Origin of the sequence: Acinetobacter pollinis (assembly GCF_015627175.1) — a bacterium.
GTDB lineage: Bacteria > Pseudomonadota > Gammaproteobacteria > Pseudomonadales > Moraxellaceae > Acinetobacter > Acinetobacter pollinis.
Map to the genome: position 1 here is coordinate 126459 of NZ_VTDQ01000003.1, position 23019 is coordinate 149477.

Sequence of the window (23019 nt, forward strand, 5' to 3'; positions counted from 1 at the left end):
TAATCGTTAGACAATGGTTATAATAGGCCACCTTCAAAAAGAAGGGTGGCTTATCTTCTAGGTAAGATAGCCATATCGTGACAGTCATGGCATCGATCATGACCTTAGTGATTTTCACTGCCCTTGACACTTACCCATAAATAGGTGAGATGCGTCATGGGTGATTCTTTACATATTTTGGCTTGGAGTTTACTGGTATGTCTAACCAGAGAATCCGTATCCGTCTTAAGTCTTTTGATCATCGTCTGATTGATCAATCTGCTCAAGAGATCGTAGAAACCGCTAAGCGTACTGGCGCACAAGTGTGTGGTCCAATCCCGATGCCTACTCGCATCGAACGCTTCAACGTTCTTACTTCACCGCACGTAAACAAAGATGCGCGTGACCAGTACGAAATCCGCACCTACAAACGTTTGATCGATATCGTTCAACCAACAGACAAAACTGTTGATGCATTGATGAAATTAGATCTTGCAGCTGGTGTTGACGTTCAGATCGCATTGGGATAAAGGCTTGTCGGTTGATTAACTCTGTTAATTAAGCCGCATTTTAAGAGGTTTACACACATGGCTATTGGTTTAGTCGGTCGTAAGTGCGGTATGACCCGTATCTTTACGGAAGCCGGCGTTTCTGTGCCAGTTACAGTGATTGAAGTTGATGCGAACCGTATCACTCAAATCAAAACACTTGAAACTGATGGTTATCAAGCTGTTCAAGTAACAACTGGCGAACGTCGTGAATCACGCGTAACAAACGCTCAAAAAGGTCACTTTGCAAAAGCTGGTGTTGCAGCTGGTCGTTTAGTGAAAGAATTCCGTGTAACGGAAGCTGAGCTTGAAGGTCGCGAAATTGGTGGAACTATCGGTGTTGATTTGTTTACAGTTGGTCAAGTAGTTGACATTACTGGACAATCAAAAGGTAAAGGTTTCCAAGGTGGTGTTAAGCGTTGGAACTTCCGTACGCAAGACGCAACTCACGGTAACTCTGTATCTCACCGTGCTTTAGGTTCTACAGGTCAAAACCAAACTCCTGGACGCGTATTTAAAGGCAAAAAAATGCCTGGTCACCTAGGTGACGATCGCGTAACAGTTCAAGGTCTTGAGATTGTATCTATTGACGCTGAACGCTCAGTACTTGTTGTTAAGGGTGCTATCCCTGGTTCAACTGGTGGTGACGTTGTAGTTCGTCCTACTATCAAGGCTTGAGGGGAAATAACGTGAATTTACAAACTGTTTCCGGCTCTGCTGTTGAGTTGTCTGAAGTTGCATTCGGACGTGAATTTAATGAAGCACTTGTACACCAAGTGGTAACAGCTTACTTAGCTGGTGGCCGTCAAGGTTCTCGTGCTCAAAAATCACGTGGCGAAGTTTCTGGTGGTGGTAAAAAACCATTCCGTCAAAAAGGTACTGGCCGTGCGCGTGCTGGTTCTATTCGTAGCCCAATCTGGGTTGGCGGTGGTAAAACATTTGCTGCTCGTCCACAAGACTGGTCTCAAAAAGTTAACCGTAAAATGTATCGCGGTGCTATGCAATGTATTCTTGCTGAGCTTGTTCGTCAAGAACGCTTAGTATTGGTTGAAGATGTGCAGGTTGTTGCGCCTAAAACTAAAGAATTGCTAGCTAAACTAAACGAGTTGAACGCTCCTCGTGCATTGATCGTAACTGATGCAGTAGAAGAGAACTTATACCTTGCAGCTCGCAACTTACCGCATGTTGATGTGGTAGATGCAACTGCAATCGATCCTGTTAGCTTGATCGCGTTCGATAAAGTTGTAATGTCTGTGGCTGCTGCTAAGAAAATTGAGGTAGAACTCGGATGAACAACGAACGTATCTATCAAGTCCTACGTGGACCAGTATTCTCAGAAAAAGCACAAGTTTTAGGTGAAACTGCTGGTGTTCAAGTTTTTAAAGTTGATTTAAATGCAACTAAACTTGAAGTTAAAAAAGCAGTTGAGCAACTTTTTGGTGTTGAAGTTGTTAAAGTAAATACAACAATCACTAAAGGTAAAACAAAACGCTTTGGTAAAACATTAGGACGTCGTTCTGATGTTAAAAAAGCATACGTCACCCTGAAAGCTGGCCAAGATGTTGAAATGGCTGACTTGGGCGATACCGCTGAAAACACAGCGGAATAAGGACGAAAATTATGCCGATTCAAAAATGTAAGCCAACGTCTCCAGGACGTCGCTTTGTAGAGAAAGTGGTTCATGACCACCTTCACAAAGGTCGCCCTTTTGCTGCGTTGGTAGAAAGCAAAAAAAGAACTGGTGGTCGTAATAACAACGGCCATATTACTACTCGTCACGTTGGCGGTGGTCATAAACAACATTACCGTATTGTTGACTTTAAACGTAACAAAGATGGTATTCCTGCTACTGTAGAGCGTATTGAATACGATCCTAACCGTACAGCTCATATTGCTTTATTGAAATATGCTGATGGTGAGCGTCGTTATATTATTGCTCCTAAGGGCTTACGTGCTGGTGATAAAGTACAATCTGGAAACGATGCTCCAATTCGTCCAGGTAACTGCTTACCACTTCGTAATATGCCAATCGGTTCTACACTTCACAACATTGAGTTGAAGATTGGTAAGGGCGCGCAATTAGTTCGTTCTGCTGGTACTTCTGCACAATTACTGGGTCGTGATGGTTCTTATGCAATTATTCGTCTACGTTCAGGCGAAATGCGTAAAGTTCATGTTGAATGTCGTGCTGTTATCGGTGAAGTATCTAACCAAGAAAGCAACTTGCGCTCTCTAGGTAAAGCTGGTGCTTCTCGCTGGCGCGGTGTTCGTCCTACCGTACGTGGTATGGCAATGAACCCGGTTGATCACCCACACGGTGGTGGTGAAGGGCGTAATAAAGGTATTCAACCTGTAAGCCCATGGGGTCAAAAAGCTAAAGGGTACAAAACACGTACCAATAAGCGTACGACTAAGATGATTATTCGCGACCGTCGCGTTAAGTAACAAGTAAAGGAATCTGACTAATGCCTCGTTCATTGAAAAAAGGCCCATTCGTCGATGCGCACTTGTTCGCTAAGGTTGAAGCGGCTGTTGCTAGTAATTCTCGCAAGCCGATCAAAACTTGGTCTCGTCGTTCGATGATCCTCCCAGACTTTGTTGGTTTAACAATTTCTGTTCACAATGGCCGTAACCATGTTCCAGTAATTGTTTCTGAACATATGGTTGGTCATAAACTCGGTGAATTCGCGCCAACTCGTACCTATCGTGGTCACGGTGTTGATAAGAAATCTAAACGTTAATAGGTGCTATGATGGAAGTTACTGCAAAACTACGCGGTGCCGCTATCTCGGCACAAAAGGCGCGTTTAGTTGCTGATCAAGTCCGTGGTAAATCAGTTGCGCGTGCGCTTGACATTTTAAACTTCAGCAACAAGAAAGCGGCTACACTAGTGAAAAAAGCACTAGAGTCTGCAATCGCAAACGCTGAACATAACAACAGCTTAGATGTTGATGATCTGAAAGTTACAACAATCTTTGTTGATGAAGGTATGAGCCTAAAACGTATCATGCCTCGTGCGAAAGGTCGTGCGGATCGTATCACTAAGCGTACTTGTCACATCACCGTTAAGGTAGGGGTTTGATATGGGTCAGAAGGTTCATCCAATCGGTATCCGCCTAGGTGTTGTGAAACGTCATAACGCTAACTGGTATGCGAATCCGAAACAATATTCAGAATATTTACTAAAAGACCTACAAGTTCGTGAGTTTTTAACTAAAAAACTTAAGAGCGCGATGGTAAGTAAAATTCTTATCGAGCGTCCTACAGGCGCTGCTAAAATTACAATTAGCACAGCCCGTCCTGGTATCGTTATTGGTAAAAAAGGCGAAGATATTGAGAAATTACAGCGTGAACTTACTCAAATTATGGGTGTTCCTGCGCAAGTAGTTATCAATGAAGTTGATCGCCCTGATCTTGACGCGCGTCTAGTTGCTGAAGGTATCGCTTCTCAATTAGAAAAACGTGTAATGTTCCGTCGTGCTATGAAGCGTGCGGTTCAAAATACAATGCGTGCTGGTGCTAAAGGTATCAAAGTTGAGGTTTCTGGTCGTTTAGGCGGTGCTGAAATCGCACGTACAGAATGGTATCGTGAAGGACGTGTTCCATTGCATACACTTCGTGCAGACATTGACTATGCGACTATGCGTGCTGAAACAACTTACGGTACGATTGGTGTTAAAGTTTGGATTTTCCGCGGTGAAATCTTAGGTGGCATGAAACAAGTCATGAACCCTGCGCCACAAGAAGAGCGTCCAGCTAAACGTGGTCGTGGTCGTGAAGGTCAAGAGCGTCGTGGTCGTCGCAATGATCGTTCTGCTGCTAAAGGAGAATAATTCATGTTGCAACCTAAACGTACGAAATTCCGTAAAGTGCAAAAAGGCCGTAATACTGGTCTAGCACATCGCGGAAGTACAGTATCATTTGGTACTATTGCATTGAAATCTGTAGAACGTGGTCGTATGACTGCACGTCAGATCGAAGCTGCACGTCGTACTATTAGCCGTCGCGTTAAGCGTGGTGGTAAAATCTACATTCGTGTATTCCCAGACAAGCCAATTACTGAAAAGCCTTTAGAAGTTCGTATGGGTAAAGGTAAAGGTAGTGTTGAATACTGGGTTAGCGAGATTAAGCCAGGTAAGATCCTGTACGAAATGGAAGGTGTAAGCGAAGAATTAGCGCGTGAAGCATTTACTTTAGCTGCTGCTAAACTTCCGTTTAAAACCGCTATCGTGACTCGGACGGTAATGTAATGAAAACTAAAGATCTACGTGAAAAATCGGTAGAAGAGTTGAAAACTTTGCTTGATGAGCAACAGTTAAATCAATTCCGTCTTCGTATGGCGCAAGCAACTGGTCAGTTGGGTAAATCACACGAAGTTGGGGTTGCTCGTAAGACAGTTGCTCGCATAAAGACACTCCTTACCGAAAAACAGGGGAACGGACAATGAGTGAAAATACAGTCCGCACGTTAACTGGCAAAGTTGTAAGTGACAAAATGGAGAAATCTATTGTTGTGCTTATTGAACGCCGAGTTCAACACCCGTTGTATGGCAAATCACTTCGCCGTTCAACAAAATTACACGCTCATGATGAGAACAATGTTGCTAAAATCGGTGATGTTGTAACCATTAAAGAAAGCCGCCCAATTTCTAAAACTAAAGCTTGGACTTTAGTGGAAGTAGTTGAAGCAGCTGCTGAGTAATTAGTTCTTGTTGCATCATTGGTCAATTTCGAGTACGCTATGCGTCTTTCGAAATTGTGACCGGTGATGCTCGGTTTTGGAGTAGGGCAATGATTCAAACCGAAACGATGCTCGACGTAGCAGACAACAGTGGTGCACGCCGCGTACAATGTATTAAAGTACTAGGTGGTTCACATCGTCGTTATGCTTCTGTTGGCGACATTATTAAAGTTACTGTAAAAGAAGCAATTCCGCGTGGCCGTGTTAAAAAAGGCGACGTGATGAATGCGGTTGTAGTTCGTACAAAATTCGGTATTCGTCGTCCAGACGGCTCTTTGATCCGTTTTGATGACAACGCTGCAGTTTTGTTGAATACAAACAAAGCTCCGATTGCTACCCGTATCTTTGGACCAGTGACTCGTGAACTTCGTACTGAACAGTTCATGAAAATTATTTCATTGGCTCCTGAAGTTCTATAAGAGGCAATCATGGCTAAGATCAGAAAAGGCGATCAAATTATAGTGATCGCAGGTAAAGAAAAAGGCAAACAAGGTACTGTTTTGTCTGTTTCGAATGACCGTGTTAAGGTTGAAGGCCTTAACTTAGTGAAGAAACACCAAAAGCCAAACCGTGTAACTGGCGCTGAAGGCGGTATTGTTACTCAAGAGGCTTCTCTTCATATCTCAAACGTGGCAATTTTAAATGCTACAACCCAAAAGGCTGACCGTGTTGGTTACCAACGTGATGAAAATGGCACGAAAAATCGTGTTTATAAATCAAATGGTGAATCAGTGGCGGTAGCGAAGTAATAGGTTGAAAAGGCAATGGCCAGACTTAAAACACGTTATAACGACGAACTTAAGGCAAAGTTGAAAGAAGAACTTGGCCTTTCGAATGTGATGGAAATTCCTCGCATTACTAAAATCACTCTAAACATGGGTGTAGGTGCTGCCGCAGCTGATAAAAAATTATTAGATGGCGCACTTTCAGATATGCAAGCAATTGCTGGTCAAAAACCAGTACTAACACTTGCACGTAAATCGATCGCAGGTTTCAAAATCCGTGATGGTTGGCCAATCGGTTGTAAAGTTACTTTACGTGGCGAACATATGTACGAATTCTTGGATCGTTTGATCTCAATCACAATCCCTCGTATTCGTGACTTCCGTGGTTTCTCAGCGAAATCATTTGATGGTCGTGGTAACTACTCAATGGGATTGAAAGAACAAATCGTTTTCCCTGAAATCGATTTTGACAAGATTGATCGTATTCGTGGTATGGATATTACTATTACTACGACTGCTCGCACCGATGACGAAGGCCGTGCGCTTATGCGTGCATTCGGCTTCCCGTTCAAATAAGAGGTCGATATGGCTAAGAAAGGTATGGTTAATCGCGAATTAAAACGCGAAAAAACAGTTGCTAAATTTGCTGCAAAACGTGCTGAATTAAAAGCAACTATTGCAAATGTAAATGCTAGCGATGAAGAGCGTTTTGAAGCGATGTTGAAATTACAAGCATTGCCACGTAACGCATCTCCTGTACGTCTTCGCAACCGTTGTGGTTTAACTGGTCGTCCTCATGGTTACTTCCGTAAGTTTGGCTTAAGCCGTAATAAACTACGTGATACTGTAATGCAAGGTGATGTACCGGGCGTTGTGAAAGCTAGCTGGTAAGGGGCGACTATAATGAGTATGCAAGATACCGTTGCCGACATGCTAACACGTGTTCGTAACGCACAAATGGCTAAGAAAGAAACTGTTTCTATGCCAAGCTCTAAGCTAAAAGTTTCTATTGCAAACGTATTAGAGCAAGAAGGTTATATTTCAAATGTAGAAGTTGCTGATAACGAAGGCAAAGCTACTTTGACAATTACCCTAAAATATTTTGAAGGCAAACCAGTTATCGAAACTGTGAAACGTGTAAGTCGTCCAGGCTTGCGTCAGTATCGCGGTAAAGATAAAATTCCTAGCGTTAAGCAAGGTTTAGGTATTGCAATTGTTTCTACAAGCAAAGGCATCATGACTGATCGCGCTGCACGTGCTGCAGGTATCGGTGGTGAAGTTATTGCTTTTGTTTCTTAATAGGTGATTCCTCATGTCTCGTGTGGCTAAAGCCCCAGTAGCTCTACCAAGTGGTGTAGAAGTTACTCAGAACGGCCGGCAGGTCGTAGTGAAAGGCAGTAAAGGTACGCTGTCTTTCAACCTGCATGCGCTGGTCGAGCTAAAACAGGAAGAAGGTAAACTTCACCTTGCTCCAGTAAAAGACTCGCAAGATGCTTGGATGCAAGCTGGTACTGCTCGCGCTGTATTAAACAACCTTGTTAAAGGTGTAAGCGAAGGTTTCGAACGTAAGCTACAACTTGTAGGTGTTGGTTATAAAGCTGTAGTTAAAGGAACTGTTGTGAACCTAAGCTTAGGTTTTTCACATCCAATCGACTATACATTGCCTGAAGGTGTAACTGCAGAAACTCCAACTCCAACTGAAATTCTGCTTAAATCTGCAGATAAACAGTTGTTAGGTCAAGTAGCTGCAAATATCCGTGCATATCGCTCTCCTGAACCATATAAAGGTAAAGGTGTTCGTTATTCGGATGAAGTTATTCTTCGTAAAGAAGCTAAGAAGAAATAAGGCGCGAGGTTCTTATGAACGAAAAGAAACAATCCCGTTTGCGTCGTGCGAAAAGCACACGCTTGCACATCCGTGCATTGGGTGCGACTCGTTTGTGTGTAAACCGCACTCCGCGTCACATCTATGCTCAAGTTATTTCAGCAGATGGTGGAAAAGTATTAGCACAAGCTTCTACTTTAGATGCATCTTTACGTAGTACTACTACTGGTAATGTTGAAGCAGCAACTAAAGTTGGTGCTTTAATTGCAGAGCGTGCTAAAGCAGCTGGTATTACAAAAGTTGCATTTGACCGTTCTGGTTTTAAATATCATGGTCGTATTAAAGCCTTGGCTGATGCTGCCCGTGAAGGCGGCTTGGAGTTCTAATCATGGCGAAAGTTGAACAAAACGAAGGTCTCGTTGAGAAGCTGGTTGCCGTTGATCGTGTAGCCAAGGTTGTAAAAGGTGGTCGTATTTTCTCTTTCACAGCATTAACTGTGGTAGGTGATGGTAACGGTCGTGTTGGTTTTGGTCGTGGTAAAGCGCGTGAAGTTCCAGCTGCTATTTCTAAAGCACTTGAAGCTGCTCGTCGTAATATGATTACTGTAGATCTAGACGGAAACACTTTACAACACCCTGTGAATGCTCGTCATGGTGCGAGTCGTGTTTATATGCAACCTGCTTCTGAAGGTACTGGTGTAATTGCTGGTGGCGCTATGCGTGCTGTTCTAGAAGCTGCAGGTGTACATAACGTACTTGCTAAATGTTATGGTTCTACAAATGCTGCTAACGTAGTAAACGCAACTTTTAATGGTTTGCGTGATATGACTTCTCCTGAGAAAGTCGCTGCGAAACGTGGTAAAACTGTAGAAGAAATTCAAGGGTAATCAATCATGAAAACGATTAAAGTTACCCAGACTAAATCTTCTTCGCATCGTTTGAAAAATCACAAACTTTGCCTACAAGGTTTGGGTCTGCGTCGCATCGGTCATACTGTAGAAGTGCAAGATACTCCTTCTAACCGTGGTATGATCAATAAAGTCTACTATATGGTTAGTGTAGAGGAATAAGCCATGACTCTGCGTTTAAATGAATTATCACCTGCAGAAGGTGCTAAACGTGAACACCGCCGCCTAGGCCGTGGTATCGGTTCTGGTGTCGGTAAGACAGGTGGTCGCGGTATTAAAGGTCAAAACTCACGTAAAAGTGGTGGTGTTCGTCCAGGTTTTGAAGGTGGTCAAACAGCGATTTATCGTCGTTTACCAAAATTTGGCTTCACTAGCCAAATGGCACTTAAAACTGCTGAAGTACGTGTTTCTGAATTAAATAAAGTTGAAGGCGATATTGTTAGCCTTGAAACTTTAAAAGCTGCAAACGTTGTGCGTCGTGACCAATTACGCGCTCGTATCGTACTTTCTGGTGAAGTAACTCGCGCATTCACTGTTAAGGGTGTTGCATTGACTAAAGGCGCTAAAGCTGCTGTTGAAGCTGCTGGCGGTAAAGTCGAGGAGTAATTACGAGTGTCTATGTCTCCTAGTTCTTCAGGTCATGTTCACATGATGAAAGGCCAACCGTTTCATGTGAAATATCGTGAAATCATCCGTCGCATGGTGTTTTTAATCTGTGCACTATTGGTTTTTCGACTAGGATCGCATATTCCCGTACCAGGCATTAATAATGCAGCACTTGAACATCTGTTTAATGCAAACCAAGGTACTATTCTTGGTTTGTTTAACATGTTTTCAGGTGGTGCATTGCAACGAATGTCTATTCTTGCTTTAGGGATTATGCCATACATTTCTGCCTCAATTATTGTGCAGTTAATGTCAACAGTAATTCCTTCGCTCGAAGCTTTGAAAAAAGAAGGTGAGCAAGGTAAGCGTAAAATTAACCAGTATACGCGTCAAGGAACACTTATATTAGGTGTTGTACAAGCCGTAGGTATGTGTGCAGGTCTTATTAGTCAAGGGATTACTTTGACTTCTGGATTAGAATTTTATATTCCTGCAGTCACATCTTTAGTTGCTGGTACAATGTTCTTGATGTGGCTTGGAGAACAAATTACTGAACGTGGAGTAGGTAATGGTATCTCAATGATTATTTTTGCGGGAATCGTGGCTAATTTGCCAAATATTGCATTGCAATCTTTCTCAGCAGTTGAAAATGGTCAGACAAGCTTAATTGGGGTCGTGGTTTTAGCATTAATTGCATTAGCTGTTATGGCTGCTATTGTATTTATTGAAAAAGCACAACGTCGAATTGCAGTTAATTATGCGCAAAAGCAACAAGGTCGTCGTATTTTTACGGCACAGCAAACTCATTTACCACTAAAGATAAACATGGCCGGAGTAATTCCAGCTATTTTTGCAAGTTCATTGCTGTTATTTCCAGCAAGTCTTGGTCAGTGGGTTGGGAGTGCTGATCCAAATGCTGGCATGCTTAAACGCTCATTGCAAGATTTGGCACTTGTTTTATCGCCTGGACATACTTTGTATTTGGTGCTCTTTGGTGCGTTAATTATCTTTTTCTGTTATTTCTATACAGCACTAGTATTTAGTCCAAAAGAAGTTGCAGAAAATTTGAAACGCAGCGGAGCTTATGTGCCTGGTATACGCCCAGGTGAGCAAACTGCTCGTTATTTAGATCATATTCTCAATCGTTTGACATTTATTGGTGCAATCTACATTACTTTTATTTGTTTAATGCCAATGATTCTTCAAAGTTCATTTGGTATGACAATGAATGTAGGTGGTACTTCACTACTTATTGTAGTAGTCGTTGTGATGGATTTTATGGCTCAATTACAGTCACATTTGACATCTCACCAGTATGATAATCAAACATTGATGAAAAAAACGACTGCTCATCCTAAGGGATAAGCGCACTTAGAGGTTTTCATCATGAAAGTACAAGCTTCTGTAAAGAAAATTTGTGGTAGCTGTAAAGTTATCCGTCGTAATGGGGTTATTCGCGTAATTTGTAGCGCTGAACCTCGTCATAAGCAGCGTCAAGGTTAATAAAATAACTTAGACTGTTGATTTCAGTAGGCGAATTGAGTTAATATCCGCCCCTTAAGAATTTAATGGGTGGTTAATCAACTCAACTGCCTTTTTGGAGAAAGTGAATGGCTCGTATTGCCGGTGTAAACATTCCGGATAACAAGCATGCTGTTATCTCCCTCACTTACATTTTTGGTGTTGGTCGTCACACTGCAGAAAATATTCTAGCAGCTGCTGGCATTGCAAACACTACTAAAGTTCGTGATTTGGATGATGCTCAGCTTGATGCGATTCGTGCAGAAGTTGCTAAGGTACCAACCGAAGGTGACTTACGTCGCGAAATTTCCATGAACATTAAACGTTTAATGGATTTAGGTTGCTATCGTGGCCTTCGTCATCGTCGTAGCTTGCCTGTCCGTGGTCAACGCACAAAAACTAACGCACGTACCCGTAAAGGTCCGCGCAAACCGATTAAAAAGTAAGATTTCTGGAAGCTAAAAGATGGCTAAAGATACTCGCACACGCAAGAAGGTCACACGTACCGTCTCTGAAGGTGTTGCACACATTCACGCGTCTTTTAATAACACCATTGTTACGATTACCGATCGTCAAGGTAATGCATTGGCTTGGGCTACCTCAGGTGGACAAGGCTTCCGTGGTTCACGTAAATCAACTCCGTTTGCTGCTCAGGTAGCTGCTGAAGTTGCTGGTAAAGCAGCTTTAGATTACGGTTTGAAAAACTTGGAAGTCCTTGTAAAAGGACCTGGTCCAGGTCGTGAGTCTGCGGTTCGTGCATTAGGAGCAGTGGGTTATAAGATTAGCAGCATTACCGATGTGACTCCAATTCCTCACAACGGTTGCCGTCCACCTAAAAAACGTCGCGTCTAAGGAGATACATTCATGGCTCGTTATATTGGTCCAAAATGCAAACTCTCTCGTCGCGAAGGGACTGACCTGCAACTTAAATCTGGCGTTAAACCATTTGACGTCAAAACTAAAAAACACGCGAAAGCACCAGGCCAACACGGTCAATCACGTGCTAAGCAATCAGAGTATTCACTACAATTACGTGAAAAACAAAAAGTACGTCGTATGTACGGTGTTTTAGAACGTCAATTTAGTAATTACTATAAAGAAGCTGCTCGTGTTAAAGGCGCAACAGGTGAAAACTTGTTGAAACTGCTTGAAAGCCGTCTAGATAACGTTGTTTATCGCATGGGCTTTGGTTCTACACGTGCAGAAGCTCGTCAGCTAGTAAGTCACCGTTCTATTACTTTGAATGGCCGTCGCGTAAATATCGCGTCTATTCAAGTAAAACCAGGTGATGTAGTTGCTGTACATCAAGGTGCGAAAGAACAATTGCGTATTAAAAATGCAGTTGAGCTAGCAAGCCAACGTGGTATTCCTGCTTGGGTTGAAGTTGATCACTCTAAGTTTGAAGGTACGTTCAAAGCTGCACCTGATCGTTCTGATCTACCTGCTGAAATCAATGAAAGCTTGATTGTAGAATTGTATTCTAAATAATCCTTGAGGTAGCAATAAATGACGCGTACTGCAAACGAGTTTCTAACTCCGCAAGCGATCAAGGTCGAAGCGGCAAGCGGGACCTCGGCAAAAGTGATTCTTGAACCTTTAGAGCGTGGTTTTGGCCATACTCTTGGTAATGCTTTACGTCGCATCCTACTTTCTTCTTTACCTGGCGCAGCTGTGGTGGAAGTAGAAATAGAAGGCGTCGAGCACGAGTACAGTACTTTAGAAGGCTTGCAGCAGGACATCGTCGAGCTCTTGCTGAACCTTAAAGGATTGTCGATTAAGCTGTTCGATCAAAATGAAGCATATTTGACATTAGAAAAACAAGGTCCAGGAGATGTAACAGCTGCTGACCTTCGTTTACCGCACAATGTTGAATTGGTTAACCCTGAGCATTTGATCGGGACTTTAAGCGCTACAGGCTCATTAAAAATGCGCCTGAAAGTCGCACAAGGTCGTGGTTATGAAACATCTGATTCACGCTTTCCTGAAGGCGAAACTCGCCCTGTAGGTCGCTTACAATTAGATGCAAGTTATAGCCCAATCAATCGTGTTTCATACACTGTAGAAAATGCACGTGTGGAACAACGTACTGACCTTGATAAGTTGGTCATCGATCTTGAAACAAATGGTACGGTTGATCCTGAAGAAGCGATTCGTAAAGCTGCAACAATCTTGCAACAACAGATCGCAATTTTTGTTGATCTTCAGAAAGACCAAACACCTGTTGCTCAAGAACCTCGCGAAGAAGTTGATCCAATATTGCTTCGTCCAGTAGATGATCTAGAGCTTACTGTTCGTTCTGCGAATTGTTTAAAAGCAGAAAATATTTACTACATTGGTGATCTTGTTCAACGTACAGAAGTTGAGTTATTAAAAACTCCAAACTTAGGTAAAAAATCGTTAACTGAGATCAAAGATGTTTTGGCATCGAAAGGTTTACAACTCGGAATGCGTCTAGAAAACTGGCCACCTGCTAGTCTTCGTATGGACGACCGTTTTGCCTATCGTAGCCGCTAATTAAGTAGGACTATCACCATGCGTCATCGTAATAGTGGTGTGAAATTAGGCCGTACAAGCAGCCATCGTAAGGCGTTGTTCCAAAACTTAACAAATGCTCTAGTTGAGCATGAGTTAATTAAAACAACTTTGCCTAAGGCGAAAGAACTTCGTCGCGTTGCTGAGCCTTTAATCACTTTAGCTAAAAACGATACAGTAGCAAACCGTCGTATTGCGTTTGCTCGTACTCGTAATGCAGCAACTGTTGGTAAATTATTTACCGTTCTAGGCCCTCGTTATAAAGAACGTAACGGCGGTTATCTACGTGTACTTAAAGCAGGTCACCGTGCTGGAGATGCAGCACCTATGGCTTACGTTGAGTTAGTAGACCGTGAAGTGAATACTTCAGCAGAATAATATTTATTCTGATAAAAGGCCGGAACTCCGGCCTTTTTTATTTGCTTAATGATAATGGAAGATCATCACATGGAAGAATTAAGTTTAGTACAGAGAAAAACAATTTACCGAGCAAGAAGAGGGCTTAAGGAAATAGATGTATACTTTGACTTATATGTAAAACAATATTATTTAAAAGCGTCTAGTGAAGAACAAAGAATTTTCGAACAGTTAATTGAATATGAAGATCCAGATATTTTAGATTGGTTTATGGAAGTATCCAATGCTCCAAATATCGAAATAAAACATTTGATTTGGCAATTAAAAAAATATTTACATGGCTAACTATTGTTGGAAAATTTATCAGAAAAGTAAAATTAAAAGATTTTTCTGGAGTGTCATATTATTTATCACTATTTATACAATATATCAGTTGCTAGAAATTTCATATGTTTTAGCACTGAACCTCCTATTGTTTTTGACTTATATATTATATGAAAACAATAATAAAAATATTTTAGAAATTGCTCAATTAGATAATTCAACTTGGACAATGTTATTTGAAAATAATGATATTAAAAAAATTAAAGTTACATGCATTTTAAACCATTATTTATATTTTTCTATTTATGCTAATGATTCTAAAGATAATTTTATTATCTGGCGTGATCAAATATCTCCTGAAAGTTTAAAACAAATAATTAATTTTTCCAAGTTATATAATAACTCTACATTATATGACCTAAATGACATGAAGTAATGTAATTTGGGCGAATGTTTTTAGAAATGCAATTTATTAATATCTTAATTACGAGCTAAAGAATATATTTCTAAATACTCAGTTTATAGTAGCATGAGCAAAACCGTCGTTCATGCTACTTTTTTTATGCTTAACTGTTTTTCTAGCTCAGTAATTTGTTCTTCTTTTAATCGAATAAGTTTATTAATAGTTTTTTCTTGCTGTAATAATTGTTTTTTTCTTTCCTTTAATCTCAGTATTTCATCTTTAATTTTATCTTGTTGTTCTTTTTTGAAAACACTGATTTTATCATGTTGTAAACTTTGAGCCTGTATATGACTTACACAAAAAAATAATCCCATAATCATCAGGATAAACGACTTATAATAGCCCATTCTTATATTCCATATTTAATAGTTTCTAGGCTTAAACTGTATCACACCAATATCATCTTGAGTATTTGGATGTATTTGTTCAGGTGTAGGGCGATTATCTGAATAATCGCACTCGATACATTCAATCCATTCACGCTGTTCATGAGTTAACATAATAATTCGATCTAAGCTATTACATTTTGGGCATCGAACCCCTGCAATAAATCTTTTCTTTATCTTCATATTAGCGTAACTCATGAATGAACGTGTGCTTGCCAGTTTAAGCGTTTTGTAGGCTTGGTGTCCAACCTTGATGACGAAGTAATGCATCAATTTTAGGTGCTCTACCACGGAAGTGTGTAAATGCGGTTAATGCATCATATTGACCCCCAACGGCAAGTATTGACGATCTAAAAGCTTGTCCTGTTTCAGTATTAAAAATACCTTCATGTTCAAATCGATCGAATGCATCGCTTGCGAGGACTTCAGCCCATTTGTATGAGTAATATCCAGCAGCATAGCCTCCTGCAAAAATATGACTGAATCCATGTTGGAATCGATTTTCGCGAGTGGTTGGCAAAACAGCAATTTGATTACGAATATTATCTAAGACATGTTGAATCGCTTCAGCATTTAACGCTGATTTCTGATGAATAGTAAAATCAAATAATGCAAATTCAAGTTGACGAAGTGTTTGCATACCAGATTGGAAGAATCGCGCGTTAAGTAGGGCATCTAATAACTCTTGTGGGAGAGTTTCTTTATGATCCACATGTTCTGTAAGTTGATCTAAAGATTCTTTACCCCAAGCCCAAAACTCCATGAATTGGCTTGGTAGTTCAACAGCATCCCATGCAACACCATTAACACCTGAAACAGAAATATTATCGACCTCTGTAAGCATGTGATGTAAGCCATGGCCAAACTCATGGAACAGCGTAATGACTTCGTCATGGGTTAACAATGCAGGTTGATTACCTACAGGTGGGGTAAAGTTACATACCATATAGCAAATTGGTTTTTGTAAGCCTTTATTTGTTTGCATGCGTGCTCTGAAACCACTCATCCATGCACCACCACGTTTACCATTACGTGCGTATAAATCTAAATAAAATCCAGCAACTACAGTATTATTATCTTCGATTTCATAGTATTTGACATCTGGATGCCATACAGGTGCAGTACGCTCAACAATGTTAAGGTTATAGAGTTTTTTAACAATACTAAATAGTCCACTAACTACTTTCGGTGCAGGAAAATATGGCTTAAGCTCTTCTTGTGAAAGATTAAACTGCTGTTGCTTAAGTTTCTCAGAGTAGTAAGTGGTATCCCATGGCTTAAGATCTTCAATGCCATCTTCTAAAGCAATCGCTTTAAGTTCATTCACTTCTTGTTGAGCAGGTTTTTTTGCATGTTCAGCGAGATCAAATAGGAATTTTTCTACTGTTTGTGCATCAGGTGCCATTTTACTAGCAAGAGAAAGATCTGCATAATTTTCAAAACCAAGAAGTTTTGCCTTCTCCTGACGCAATTTTAGAATCTCTTCCATAATCTGAGTATTGTCTAGATTAGGCTGATCTGCTTGATCAGAGGCTCGGGTGGTATACGCATGATAAAGTGTTTCACGCAATTTACGATCTTTTGCATAAGTCATTATGGCTAAGTAAGATGGAAAATCGAGAGTAGCTACGGGTTGTTCTAACTCTCTTTGTGTCCCATATTGTTTCAGTAATTCAATACTACTTTCAGGAAGTCCTAGCAATTCATCATCGTGAAGTGGTTTAAAGTAAGCTTGTGTGGCATCGAGTACATGATTGGAAAAGTCAGAAGATAGTTGTGAAAGTCTTGCAGAAATTTCTGCATAACGTTTCTTTTGCTCACCCTCTAATGCAACGCCTGAGAGCTTAAAATCTCTTAAGGCAAGACGGATGGCACTTTGTTGGGCTTCTGATAGCGTTGCGAAAACTTTACTATCGTGGAGTTGCTGATAAGTCTGATACAGAACAGTATGTTGTCCCATATTTGTATAGTATTCACTTAATTGAGGCAAAACAGCCTGATAGATTTCCCGTGTTTCATTATTATTCATTACAGCATTCAGATGGGAGAGTAATCCAAATACCTCATCAAGCTCATTACTCAATTCATCAAGTGAATTAATGACGTTAAGCTGATCTGAATTTGCTTGAGGAACGGCATGTAATTGGTCTAAAAAGTTTTGACCCTGATGAATTGCATGTTCAATTTGAGTTTTTAATACAGGAAGTTCAATATTAGAAAAATCGGGGGTAGGTAGTGTTGCTTGTTGTAATGTCATTAAATTCACCAAAAATTGTCTCTATTTATTAGATGTATGTCTGATTACGTGAAAAATCAAGGTTAAGTATTAGATTATTTTTGGGAAGGTGTTTTGAATAAGCCTAAACCATAGTTCGGCCATTGAGTTTTACTTATTCGGTGAGTCGCGTAGGCAACCATAACTAAGATAATAGACCCTAACAATACTGGGAAGAATAAAAAGCTCCAGTGATATGTAATTTCATGGGCAGTAAGTAGAATAACTAAAGGGTTTGCCCCAGCTGGTGGGTGAATACACTGGAAAAACTGCATACATGCAATAGACAAACCAACCGCGCATGCAATACTTAAGATAGATGTTCCGAATAAATGAAGAAAAATTAAACCAATTGTAGCTGAAATAAAGTGTCCGAAAATAATATTTCGTGGCTGAGCTAAAGGTGATTGGGGAACAGCGTACAATAGAACACAGCTTGCACCAAAGGGCGCCATAATGAGAAGATGTCCAGATAATTTGGTAATAAATAATAAACAAAGAATACTCATCATTCCTCCTAAAAAACCAACCATAATTTCTTTATTAGATGATTTTGCAGGAACTTTTTCTTTACCGTGAAATATAAAAAACATAAACATATCTCTATATGAGAGTACAGATTTGTACTATTATGTGAAGTATAGTCATATCATTTTAAAAAGTACAGGTCTGTACTATTGAGGTATTATGTCAAAGTCAGCTTTAAAAATATTAGATACAGCAGAAAAACTTTTTAATGAACAAAGCTTTACAGGTGTAGGTGTAGATCTTATTCGTGATGTATCAGGTTGTTCAAAAACGACACTCTATACATATTTTAAAAATAAAAATGAACTTATAAAACAGGTGCTTAGTGTAAGAGATGAAAGATATAGACGTAGCTTAATGACTTATGTTGACAGTCATACAAGTGAAGAGAAAATCAATGGTATTTTAAAATGGCATATGGAGTGGTTTCAGTCCAAAACGTTTAAGGGCTGTATGTTTGTACGTGCTGTAGGTGAGTCAGTGAAAACCCAAGAGGAAATCATTGAGTGTGCACGTCAACATAAGGTGTGGTTAAGAAGCTATATTTATCAGGCATGTGAGTCATTTGAAAATCATAGAATAATTGCAGACTTGATTTATCATATTTTAGAAGGCTTGATTAGTCGCTTTCTCGTTGAGGACTACGATGCTGATGTTGCTGAGCAAGCATATATCAATATGAATACCATGATTTCTTCGCTTGAATCTTGGAAACCCCGAGTATGAGACTGATCTCATACTCGGAATAGAGTGATTAGTCAGCTATTTTAGGTTTTGCGTTTGATTTCTTTTTTTTCTTTTTTACCTTAGCTTTCTTATCAGTTTTTACATCTTGTTTGGCAGATGATTTGGCCTTCTTACTGTAAGCACTAGGTTTACTCGATTTTTTCTTTTTCTTCGGCTTTTGCTCCTTTGAAGAAGTATTTTGCGGTGCTTCTTCCGTACGTGTCGGTGTGAAAACTTCTTCTTTAACAGTAGGCTTTGTTACTCGTGGCGCACGTTCGCGTATAGGACGACCTGAATGCGTAACTTGTTTAAGAAGCTCAAAATCGATTTTACGTTCATCTAAATTCACACCCGCGACTTTAATTTTGACCTCATCACCCAATCCAAAGATTTGACCTCTATTTTGGCCAATCAGTGTTTGACTGCCAACATCATAGACAAAAAAGTCATCGCCCAGTTGGCTGATGTGAATCATCCCATCTACATATAAGTCTTTTAGCGTGATAAAGAGACCAAATTCAGTTACAGCACTAATATGGCCAATGAACTCATCGCCTAAATGCTGTTTCATGTAATGACATTTGAGCCATGATGTAACGCTACGAGAGGCTTCATCTGCACGGCGCTCTGTCTGAGAGAAATGTTCACCTGCATCGTCTAAAGCAGCTCCTGAAATAGGGTAAGCTTTCTTTTGTAAGTTTGCTTTAATTGCACGATGCAATAACAAATCAGGATAACGTCGGATCGGTGACGTAAAGTGTGTATAGGCATCATAGGCAAGTCCGAAGTGACCTGCATTTTTTGCGCCATAATAGGCTTGCATCATAGAGCGGAGAAGTACAGCATGAATACTTTGTGCATCTATGCGGTCTTTAGTTGCTTCAATGACACGTTGATAGTCTTCTTGGGTAGGTTGTTCTGGAAAATGTAAACCAAGCATTTTCACAAAGTCGCGTACTTTTTGTATTTTTGTATGTTCAGGCGCTTCATGTACGCGATAAAGCATCGGGATCTCATTTTTTAATGAGAAATCAGCAGCAGCGACATTGGCCAATAACATACACTCTTCAATAAGTTTATGTGCATCATTTCGAGAACGAGGAAGAATCTCTTTAATACCACCTAATTCATCAAACGTCATATAGGTTTCAGTGGTTTCAAATTCCATTGCATGGCGTTGTTCTCTCAGAGATTTTAACACTTGATACATTTGGAATAGTGTATTTAGAGATTTTTGAATATTACGGTCTTGTGGCACAGCATCAGAGTCACCATTAAAGTATGAACCGACCTGTGTATAGGTTAGCCGTGCTTTGGAGTGCATCACTGCAGGGTAAAATTCATATCCTGTTACACGGCCTAAGCGCGAGAGTGTTAGATCACATACCATGCAAAGCCGATCTACATGAGGATTTAATGAGCACAATCCATTTGAAAGTGCCTCAGGTAACATCGGCAAAACAAAATGTGGAAAATAAACAGACGTTCCACGATCTTGTGCTTCATTATCTAACGGTTTGTCTGTACGCACGTAGTGGCTAACGTCAGCAATTGCCACAACAACGCGATAACCACCACCTGGGCGTTTCTCAGCGTACACTGCGTCATCAAAGTCTCTTGCATCTTCACCATCAATCGTTACTAAAGGCAAGTCACGTAGGTCTACGCGCCCTTTTCGGTCTGTTGCCGTTGGTTCTTTAAAGCTTTCAGCATCTTCAACCACTTCTTTAGGAAATTCGTAAGGTAAGCCAAATTCTAAAATTGTTTGAGGGATAATAATTTCAGTATCAGCTTTGTCTGCCATGGATTGAACGATATGACCAGTAGCAAAAGTATCTCGCGTTGGGTAGTCATCGATTGCTACTCGAATCGCATCACCAACTTTCGCTTTTGCATGCTCAATCAGTTCTTTTTCTAAAGTAATCGGTTGATGTTGATTGGGTGTGGAAGGTTGGATAAAGTATTCATCATCATGGATAGACAATTTTCCAATAACTTGTTTTACACGATGTTGTGTAACTTCCTCAATATATCCCCACGCTTTACCTTTACGGTCAACTGATGTCTGACGTACTTTAATACGATCGCCGTTAAAGACTAAACGCATTTCTCTTTCAGGCAGAAGTAGGTCATTTTGACCATCAATATTGGCAGACCCTAGACCTTTATTATTAATATATATTGTCGCATCGTGTGCAGGTTGTTCAGGCAATATAGAATATTTTTGACCTTCTTTGCCTAATTGACCATCACGAATCATTGCACTTAGTCGATGGCTAAGTGCTTCTATACTTTTCTCGTCTTTAATGTCGAAATGGTCTACAAGTTCGGCATGTGAAAGTGGCTTATCTAGTTTAGTCAGTGTTTCTAAAATGAGAATACGGCTTGGAATTGGATTATCATAGCGTTCAGCTTCAGCTTTTGCTTCAGGATCGACCCAGTTTTTCATATATATTTAGCTTCTTATCGCAATTAGGTTTAGCATAATTCATACAAGGAAAGACTGCACGTGATAGATTGCAAATTTGTATGATATCTTTCCTATTGTTAAAATATCTTTTTAAAAACACAAGTGGTTGTTTATAAATACAACAAAAAAGCTAAAATTGCTTAAAAAGTAATTAACTGTTCATTATTTTTATAAAAAATTGAAGACTTCACTTGCGTAACTGTCATTTCCTTTGTATTATTCGTGTCGTTCCGGTGAGATGGGTGAGTGGCTGAAACCACATCCCTGCTAAGGATGCATACGGGTAACTGTATCGAGGGTTCGAATCCCTCTCTCACCGCCACTTTACTTAACGCGCTCATAGCTCAGCTGGATAGAGCACTTGGCTACGAACTAAGGGGTCGGGAGTTCGAATCTCTCTGAGCGCACCAAGTAAAGAAATGAACATGCCTCAAGCAAACAAATTAATGCGCTCATAGCTCAGCTGGATAGAGCACTTGGCTACGAACTAAGGGGTCGGGAGTTCGAATCTCTCTGAGCGCACCAATTTGAAAAATACCGCTTAAATGCGGTTTTTTTGTGCCTAAAATTGACAAATTAAGCTAAGTATCTAAAAATAAAGCAAATTTGATTAATAAAAGCACACTCAACACTAAAATTTAAAAAAAGACTTATCAATTGCTGTAAAGTGCGTATAATGTGTCTCCATTAAGACGATGCGCTCATAGCTCAGCTGGATAGAGCACTTGGCTACGAACTAAGGGGTCGGGAGTTCGAATCTCTCTGAGCGCACCAACTTAAAAAGAAACCGCTAAATAAAGAGCGGTTTTTTTGTGTCTGTAAAATCAGATCTTCGTTCTAAAGTTCTTCTCTTTATGGTCTAATAAAACAAGTTGTATTTAAACGAAATGACTTGTTATGACCGTGCAAAAACCTGCTTTATCTGTTCAATATATATTAAATTTAGAAGAGTCACATGATGGCTTCAAGCTAATTACACTGGGCAGAAAACAATTTACTCAATTTATTACACCATTAATTAGTATAGGTCTTATTGTTTTTGGATTCTATGTTGGCTTTAATGGAGCAGGTCGCTATTACGTCGGCTTGGGCGCACTCTTTTTATGTATACAGTTGGCTGTGCGATATTGGTTATTACCTATGATTTTTAAACGCCAATTTGTACGCTATCAACTTGGTAAGAGTGAACAAAAGCTTACACTTTATCAAGACTATGCAGTAATGAGCTCTCATGGACGTGATAGAGAGTTTAGCTATCAAGAAGTAAAGCATTTTGCTGAAGGTAAATTGACATACGTCATTGAATTAAAAACGCGAGTGGTTTACATCGTTCCAAAACGTGTATTAGATAAAAATGATCGTGTACTGTTTGAGAATACGTTTAATAAATTACATCGTTGATTTATTTTTATTATCTTTGACAGTAACAAAATAATAAATAGGGAAAGAAAATGCAAAGACCATCAAAAATTGTGTGTGTAGGAAGAAGTTATGCTGCACATGCAAAAGAACTGGGTAATGCAGTGCCAACGGTACCTGTACTTTTCATTAAACCGCCAAGTAGTCTTATTACTTTGGATGAAGGTATTGATTGGAATACAAGCTTAGGAAGTTGTCATCATGAGTGTGAACTGACTTTGAGGATAGATAAAAAACTTTCGAAAGAAACCGATCCTCAAGTCGCTTTAGAAGCGATTGGTGCAGTCACATTGGGTTTAGACTTGACGTTGAGAAATTTACAAGCAGATTTGAAAGGAAAAGGCCAACCATGGGAACGTGCCAAGGCTTTTGATGGATCTTGTGTATTGGGTAACTGGGTTGATATCCAAGAAGTTCCTGAATGGGACCAGATTTCTTATCGTTTATATGTGAATGATCAAATACGTCAACAAGGGCAGACTGGTTTACTTCTTTTTCCTATTGCAGAAATGTTATGCGACATGAGTCAAGCATTTACACTTGAGGAAGGTGATGTTGTGATGACAGGAACTCCTGAGGGCGTTGCAGCTTTAAATTCGGGTGATCAATTGAAAATGGTACTCGAAGGAAAGCATCAAGACTTTATATGGCATACACATGTCAAATAGGGTTTTAAAAAAGACCGCTT

36 protein-coding genes, 4 tRNA genes and 1 pseudogene are annotated in these 23019 nt (G+C 40.1%); 36 read left to right on the top strand and 5 right to left on the bottom strand.

The genetic code is table 11. The features are described from left to right. Positions 1-197 precede the first annotated feature (197 nt). The 29 genes and pseudogenes from rpsJ (at position 198) to I2F23_RS02515 (ending at position 14085) form a co-directional block, all read left to right on the top strand. Positions 198-509: a 30S ribosomal protein S10 gene (gene rpsJ / locus I2F23_RS02375; RefSeq protein ID WP_000070912.1), complete on the top strand. Its 312-nt coding sequence runs from the start codon at positions 198-200 to the stop codon at positions 507-509. 57 nt (positions 510-566) lie between these two features. Next, positions 567-1205 (top strand): 50S ribosomal protein L3, encoded by a 639-nt coding sequence (gene rplC / locus I2F23_RS02380; protein WP_195770986.1) that lies wholly within the window; start codon positions 567-569, stop codon positions 1203-1205. A gap of 11 nt (positions 1206-1216) precedes the next feature. Continuing rightward, positions 1217-1819 carry a 50S ribosomal protein L4 gene (rplD, locus tag I2F23_RS02385; RefSeq protein ID WP_195770987.1) on the top strand — a complete coding sequence of 201 codons (603 nt, stop codon included), beginning with the start codon at positions 1217-1219 and terminating at the stop codon, positions 1817-1819. After that, positions 1816-2136: a 50S ribosomal protein L23 gene (gene rplW / locus I2F23_RS02390; protein WP_023273401.1), complete on the top strand. Its 321-nt coding sequence runs from the start codon at positions 1816-1818 to the stop codon at positions 2134-2136. The genes rplD and rplW overlap by 4 nt, the downstream gene beginning before the upstream one ends. Before the next feature lie 11 nt (positions 2137-2147). After that, on the top strand, positions 2148-2972 hold the full coding sequence (gene rplB / locus I2F23_RS02395) for a 50S ribosomal protein L2 (RefSeq protein ID WP_195770988.1): 825 nt from the start codon (positions 2148-2150) through the stop codon (positions 2970-2972). A 20-nt stretch (positions 2973-2992) separates the two neighbouring features. Continuing rightward, on the top strand, positions 2993-3268 hold the full coding sequence (rpsS, locus tag I2F23_RS02400; RefSeq protein ID WP_004869548.1) for a 30S ribosomal protein S19: 276 nt from the start codon (positions 2993-2995) through the stop codon (positions 3266-3268). An 11-nt stretch (positions 3269-3279) separates the two neighbouring features. Next, the gene (gene rplV / locus I2F23_RS02405; protein WP_195770989.1) at positions 3280-3609 is read left to right on the top strand and encodes a 50S ribosomal protein L22; all 330 of its coding nucleotides are present in this window, start codon (positions 3280-3282) and stop codon (positions 3607-3609) included. Between the two features lies 1 nt (position 3610). After that, a pseudogene (gene rpsC, locus I2F23_RS02410) lies at positions 3611-4424 on the top strand (30S ribosomal protein S3). Beyond that, the gene (gene rplP, locus I2F23_RS02415) at positions 4364-4777 is read left to right on the top strand and encodes a 50S ribosomal protein L16 (protein WP_023273397.1); all 414 of its coding nucleotides are present in this window, start codon (positions 4364-4366) and stop codon (positions 4775-4777) included. Before rpsC ends, rplP begins: the two are co-directional and overlap by 61 nt. Beyond that, positions 4777-4974 (top strand): 50S ribosomal protein L29, encoded by a 198-nt coding sequence (gene rpmC / locus I2F23_RS02420; protein ID WP_023273396.1) that lies wholly within the window; start codon positions 4777-4779, stop codon positions 4972-4974. The genes rplP and rpmC overlap by 1 nt, the downstream gene beginning before the upstream one ends. Continuing rightward, positions 4971-5228: a 30S ribosomal protein S17 gene (gene rpsQ / locus I2F23_RS02425; RefSeq protein WP_195770990.1), complete on the top strand. Its 258-nt coding sequence runs from the start codon at positions 4971-4973 to the stop codon at positions 5226-5228. Before rpmC ends, rpsQ begins: the two co-directional genes overlap by 4 nt. A gap of 89 nt (positions 5229-5317) precedes the next feature. Further along, positions 5318-5686, top strand: coding sequence for a 50S ribosomal protein L14 (rplN, locus tag I2F23_RS02430; protein WP_023273394.1), 369 nt, complete (start codon positions 5318-5320; stop codon positions 5684-5686). Between the two features lie 9 nt (positions 5687-5695). Then, positions 5696-6016 carry a 50S ribosomal protein L24 gene (rplX, locus tag I2F23_RS02435; RefSeq protein WP_195770991.1) on the top strand — a complete coding sequence of 107 codons (321 nt, stop codon included), beginning with the start codon at positions 5696-5698 and terminating at the stop codon, positions 6014-6016. A gap of 15 nt (positions 6017-6031) precedes the next feature. Further along, complete coding sequence (gene rplE, locus I2F23_RS02440) at positions 6032-6568, top strand: 50S ribosomal protein L5 (protein WP_023273392.1); 537 nt, start codon at positions 6032-6034, stop codon at positions 6566-6568. Positions 6569-6577: 9 nt separating this feature from the next. After that, a complete protein-coding gene (gene rpsN, locus I2F23_RS02445; protein WP_023273391.1) occupies positions 6578-6883 on the top strand; it encodes a 30S ribosomal protein S14 in 306 nt (101 codons plus the stop codon). Between the two features lie 12 nt (positions 6884-6895). Then, a complete protein-coding gene (gene rpsH / locus I2F23_RS02450; RefSeq protein WP_195770992.1) occupies positions 6896-7291 on the top strand; it encodes a 30S ribosomal protein S8 in 396 nt (131 codons plus the stop codon). 13 nt (positions 7292-7304) lie between these two features. Further along, positions 7305-7838 (top strand): 50S ribosomal protein L6, encoded by a 534-nt coding sequence (gene rplF, locus I2F23_RS02455; RefSeq protein ID WP_195770993.1) that lies wholly within the window; start codon positions 7305-7307, stop codon positions 7836-7838. A 14-nt stretch (positions 7839-7852) separates the two neighbouring features. Continuing rightward, positions 7853-8203 (top strand): 50S ribosomal protein L18, encoded by a 351-nt coding sequence (gene rplR, locus I2F23_RS02460; protein WP_195770994.1) that lies wholly within the window; start codon positions 7853-7855, stop codon positions 8201-8203. A gap of 2 nt (positions 8204-8205) precedes the next feature. After that, positions 8206-8703 carry a 30S ribosomal protein S5 gene (gene rpsE, locus I2F23_RS02465; protein WP_023273387.1) on the top strand — a complete coding sequence of 166 codons (498 nt, stop codon included), beginning with the start codon at positions 8206-8208 and terminating at the stop codon, positions 8701-8703. A gap of 6 nt (positions 8704-8709) precedes the next feature. Further along, a complete protein-coding gene (rpmD, locus tag I2F23_RS02470) occupies positions 8710-8886 on the top strand; it encodes a 50S ribosomal protein L30 (protein ID WP_000849088.1) in 177 nt (58 codons plus the stop codon). Positions 8887-8889: 3 nt separating this feature from the next. Next, positions 8890-9330 carry a 50S ribosomal protein L15 gene (gene rplO, locus I2F23_RS02475; RefSeq protein WP_195770995.1) on the top strand — a complete coding sequence of 147 codons (441 nt, stop codon included), beginning with the start codon at positions 8890-8892 and terminating at the stop codon, positions 9328-9330. A gap of 45 nt (positions 9331-9375) precedes the next feature. Next, positions 9376-10695, top strand: a complete 1320-nt coding sequence (gene secY / locus I2F23_RS02480) for a preprotein translocase subunit SecY (RefSeq protein WP_195771029.1) — start codon at positions 9376-9378, stop codon at positions 10693-10695. A gap of 21 nt (positions 10696-10716) precedes the next feature. Further along, positions 10717-10833 carry a 50S ribosomal protein L36 gene (rpmJ, locus tag I2F23_RS02485; RefSeq protein WP_000867907.1) on the top strand — a complete coding sequence of 39 codons (117 nt, stop codon included), beginning with the start codon at positions 10717-10719 and terminating at the stop codon, positions 10831-10833. Positions 10834-10940: 107 nt separating this feature from the next. Continuing rightward, a complete protein-coding gene (rpsM, locus tag I2F23_RS02490) occupies positions 10941-11297 on the top strand; it encodes a 30S ribosomal protein S13 (RefSeq protein WP_023273383.1) in 357 nt (118 codons plus the stop codon). A 19-nt stretch (positions 11298-11316) separates the two neighbouring features. Beyond that, a complete protein-coding gene (gene rpsK, locus I2F23_RS02495) occupies positions 11317-11703 on the top strand; it encodes a 30S ribosomal protein S11 (RefSeq protein WP_023273382.1) in 387 nt (128 codons plus the stop codon). A 12-nt stretch (positions 11704-11715) separates the two neighbouring features. After that, complete coding sequence (gene rpsD / locus I2F23_RS02500) at positions 11716-12339, top strand: 30S ribosomal protein S4 (RefSeq protein ID WP_195770996.1); 624 nt, start codon at positions 11716-11718, stop codon at positions 12337-12339. 18 nt (positions 12340-12357) lie between these two features. Further along, positions 12358-13365, top strand: coding sequence for a DNA-directed RNA polymerase subunit alpha (locus I2F23_RS02505; RefSeq protein ID WP_195770997.1), 1008 nt, complete (start codon positions 12358-12360; stop codon positions 13363-13365). 18 nt (positions 13366-13383) lie between these two features. Next, positions 13384-13761, top strand: coding sequence for a 50S ribosomal protein L17 (rplQ, locus tag I2F23_RS02510; protein WP_195770998.1), 378 nt, complete (start codon positions 13384-13386; stop codon positions 13759-13761). Positions 13762-13830: 69 nt separating this feature from the next. After that, positions 13831-14085 carry an FAD assembly factor SdhE gene (locus I2F23_RS02515; protein ID WP_195770999.1) on the top strand — a complete coding sequence of 85 codons (255 nt, stop codon included), beginning with the start codon at positions 13831-13833 and terminating at the stop codon, positions 14083-14085. Positions 14086-14610: 525 nt separating this feature from the next. Here the strand turns inward: I2F23_RS02515 and I2F23_RS02520 are convergent. The 4 genes from I2F23_RS02520 to I2F23_RS02535 form a co-directional block, all read right to left on the bottom strand. Further along, positions 14611-14874 carry a hypothetical protein gene (locus I2F23_RS02520; protein WP_195771000.1) on the bottom strand — a complete coding sequence of 88 codons (264 nt, stop codon included), beginning with the start codon at positions 14872-14874 and terminating at the stop codon, positions 14611-14613. Between the two features lie 15 nt (positions 14875-14889). Further along, the gene (locus tag I2F23_RS02525) at positions 14890-15096 is read right to left on the bottom strand and encodes a YheV family putative zinc ribbon protein (protein ID WP_195771001.1); all 207 of its coding nucleotides are present in this window, start codon (positions 15094-15096) and stop codon (positions 14890-14892) included. Positions 15097-15133: 37 nt separating this feature from the next. Then, on the bottom strand, positions 15134-17170 hold the full coding sequence (locus I2F23_RS02530) for a M3 family metallopeptidase (protein WP_195771002.1): 2037 nt from the start codon (positions 17168-17170) through the stop codon (positions 15134-15136). A 74-nt stretch (positions 17171-17244) separates the two neighbouring features. Continuing rightward, positions 17245-17781: an HPP family protein gene (locus I2F23_RS02535; RefSeq protein ID WP_195771003.1), complete on the bottom strand. Its 537-nt coding sequence runs from the start codon at positions 17779-17781 to the stop codon at positions 17245-17247. A 94-nt stretch (positions 17782-17875) separates the two neighbouring features. On the opposite strand from I2F23_RS02535, the gene I2F23_RS02540 reads away from it, so the two are divergent. Further along, complete coding sequence (locus I2F23_RS02540) at positions 17876-18442, top strand: TetR/AcrR family transcriptional regulator (RefSeq protein ID WP_195771004.1); 567 nt, start codon at positions 17876-17878, stop codon at positions 18440-18442. Positions 18443-18470: 28 nt separating this feature from the next. On the opposite strand, the gene rnr is transcribed toward I2F23_RS02540, so the two are convergent. Beyond that, positions 18471-20891, bottom strand: a complete 2421-nt coding sequence (rnr, locus tag I2F23_RS02545) for a ribonuclease R (protein WP_195771005.1) — start codon at positions 20889-20891, stop codon at positions 18471-18473. Positions 20892-21144: 253 nt separating this feature from the next. On the opposite strand from rnr, the gene I2F23_RS02550 reads away from it, so the two are divergent. The 6 genes from I2F23_RS02550 to I2F23_RS02575 all read left to right on the top strand — a co-directional run bounded on the left by I2F23_RS02550 (position 21145) and on the right by I2F23_RS02575 (position 22999). Next, positions 21145-21234, top strand: a tRNA-Ser gene (locus I2F23_RS02550). Between the two features lie 11 nt (positions 21235-21245). After that, positions 21246-21322, top strand: a tRNA-Arg gene (locus I2F23_RS02555). 38 nt (positions 21323-21360) lie between these two features. After that, positions 21361-21437: transfer RNA gene (locus I2F23_RS02560), tRNA-Arg, on the top strand. 172 nt (positions 21438-21609) lie between these two features. Beyond that, positions 21610-21686 (top strand) — tRNA-Arg (locus I2F23_RS02565). Between the two features lie 123 nt (positions 21687-21809). After that, positions 21810-22313 (top strand): YcxB family protein, encoded by a 504-nt coding sequence (locus tag I2F23_RS02570; protein WP_195771006.1) that lies wholly within the window; start codon positions 21810-21812, stop codon positions 22311-22313. Positions 22314-22363: 50 nt separating this feature from the next. Next, positions 22364-22999, top strand: coding sequence for a fumarylacetoacetate hydrolase family protein (locus tag I2F23_RS02575; protein ID WP_195771007.1), 636 nt, complete (start codon positions 22364-22366; stop codon positions 22997-22999). Positions 23000-23019 lie beyond the last annotated feature (20 nt).

Bases quoted from the DNA above. Each gene is read 5' to 3' on its own strand.
- rpsJ (WP_000070912.1), top strand. From the start codon at position 198: ATGTCTAACCAGAGAATCCGTATCCGTCTTAAGTCTTTTGATCATCGT.
- rplC (WP_195770986.1), top strand. From the start codon at position 567: ATGGCTATTGGTTTAGTCGGTCGTAAGTGCGGTATGACCCGTATCTTT.
- rplW (WP_023273401.1), top strand. From the start codon at position 1,816: ATGAACAACGAACGTATCTATCAAGTCCTACGTGGACCAGTATTCTCA.
- rplB (WP_195770988.1), top strand. From the start codon at position 2,148: ATGCCGATTCAAAAATGTAAGCCAACGTCTCCAGGACGTCGCTTTGTA.
- rpsS (WP_004869548.1), top strand. From the start codon at position 2,993: ATGCCTCGTTCATTGAAAAAAGGCCCATTCGTCGATGCGCACTTGTTC.
- rplV (WP_195770989.1), top strand. From the start codon at position 3,280: ATGGAAGTTACTGCAAAACTACGCGGTGCCGCTATCTCGGCACAAAAG.
- rplP (WP_023273397.1), top strand. From the start codon at position 4,364: ATGTTGCAACCTAAACGTACGAAATTCCGTAAAGTGCAAAAAGGCCGT.
- rpmC (WP_023273396.1), top strand. From the start codon at position 4,777: ATGAAAACTAAAGATCTACGTGAAAAATCGGTAGAAGAGTTGAAAACT.
- rpsQ (WP_195770990.1), top strand. From the start codon at position 4,971: ATGAGTGAAAATACAGTCCGCACGTTAACTGGCAAAGTTGTAAGTGAC.
- rplN (WP_023273394.1), top strand. From the start codon at position 5,318: ATGATTCAAACCGAAACGATGCTCGACGTAGCAGACAACAGTGGTGCA.
- rplX (WP_195770991.1), top strand. From the start codon at position 5,696: ATGGCTAAGATCAGAAAAGGCGATCAAATTATAGTGATCGCAGGTAAA.
- rplE (WP_023273392.1), top strand. From the start codon at position 6,032: ATGGCCAGACTTAAAACACGTTATAACGACGAACTTAAGGCAAAGTTG.
- rpsN (WP_023273391.1), top strand. From the start codon at position 6,578: ATGGCTAAGAAAGGTATGGTTAATCGCGAATTAAAACGCGAAAAAACA.
- rpsH (WP_195770992.1), top strand. From the start codon at position 6,896: ATGAGTATGCAAGATACCGTTGCCGACATGCTAACACGTGTTCGTAAC.
- rplF (WP_195770993.1), top strand. From the start codon at position 7,305: ATGTCTCGTGTGGCTAAAGCCCCAGTAGCTCTACCAAGTGGTGTAGAA.
- rplR (WP_195770994.1), top strand. From the start codon at position 7,853: ATGAACGAAAAGAAACAATCCCGTTTGCGTCGTGCGAAAAGCACACGC.
- rpsE (WP_023273387.1), top strand. From the start codon at position 8,206: ATGGCGAAAGTTGAACAAAACGAAGGTCTCGTTGAGAAGCTGGTTGCC.
- rpmD (WP_000849088.1), top strand. From the start codon at position 8,710: ATGAAAACGATTAAAGTTACCCAGACTAAATCTTCTTCGCATCGTTTG.
- rplO (WP_195770995.1), top strand. From the start codon at position 8,890: ATGACTCTGCGTTTAAATGAATTATCACCTGCAGAAGGTGCTAAACGT.
- secY (WP_195771029.1), top strand. From the start codon at position 9,376: ATGAAAGGCCAACCGTTTCATGTGAAATATCGTGAAATCATCCGTCGC.
- rpmJ (WP_000867907.1), top strand. From the start codon at position 10,717: ATGAAAGTACAAGCTTCTGTAAAGAAAATTTGTGGTAGCTGTAAAGTT.
- rpsM (WP_023273383.1), top strand. From the start codon at position 10,941: ATGGCTCGTATTGCCGGTGTAAACATTCCGGATAACAAGCATGCTGTT.
- rpsK (WP_023273382.1), top strand. From the start codon at position 11,317: ATGGCTAAAGATACTCGCACACGCAAGAAGGTCACACGTACCGTCTCT.
- rpsD (WP_195770996.1), top strand. From the start codon at position 11,716: ATGGCTCGTTATATTGGTCCAAAATGCAAACTCTCTCGTCGCGAAGGG.
- I2F23_RS02505 (WP_195770997.1), top strand. From the start codon at position 12,358: ATGACGCGTACTGCAAACGAGTTTCTAACTCCGCAAGCGATCAAGGTC.
- rplQ (WP_195770998.1), top strand. From the start codon at position 13,384: ATGCGTCATCGTAATAGTGGTGTGAAATTAGGCCGTACAAGCAGCCAT.
- I2F23_RS02515 (WP_195770999.1), top strand. From the start codon at position 13,831: ATGGAAGAATTAAGTTTAGTACAGAGAAAAACAATTTACCGAGCAAGA.
- I2F23_RS02520 (WP_195771000.1), bottom strand. From the start codon at position 14,874: ATGGGCTATTATAAGTCGTTTATCCTGATGATTATGGGATTATTTTTT.
- I2F23_RS02525 (WP_195771001.1), bottom strand. From the start codon at position 15,096: ATGAAGATAAAGAAAAGATTTATTGCAGGGGTTCGATGCCCAAAATGT.
- I2F23_RS02530 (WP_195771002.1), bottom strand. From the start codon at position 17,170: ATGACATTACAACAAGCAACACTACCTACCCCCGATTTTTCTAATATT.
- I2F23_RS02535 (WP_195771003.1), bottom strand. From the start codon at position 17,781: ATGTTTTTTATATTTCACGGTAAAGAAAAAGTTCCTGCAAAATCATCT.
- I2F23_RS02540 (WP_195771004.1), top strand. From the start codon at position 17,876: ATGTCAAAGTCAGCTTTAAAAATATTAGATACAGCAGAAAAACTTTTT.
- rnr (WP_195771005.1), bottom strand. From the start codon at position 20,891: ATGAAAAACTGGGTCGATCCTGAAGCAAAAGCTGAAGCTGAACGCTAT.
- I2F23_RS02570 (WP_195771006.1), top strand. From the start codon at position 21,810: ATGACCGTGCAAAAACCTGCTTTATCTGTTCAATATATATTAAATTTA.
- I2F23_RS02575 (WP_195771007.1), top strand. From the start codon at position 22,364: ATGCAAAGACCATCAAAAATTGTGTGTGTAGGAAGAAGTTATGCTGCA.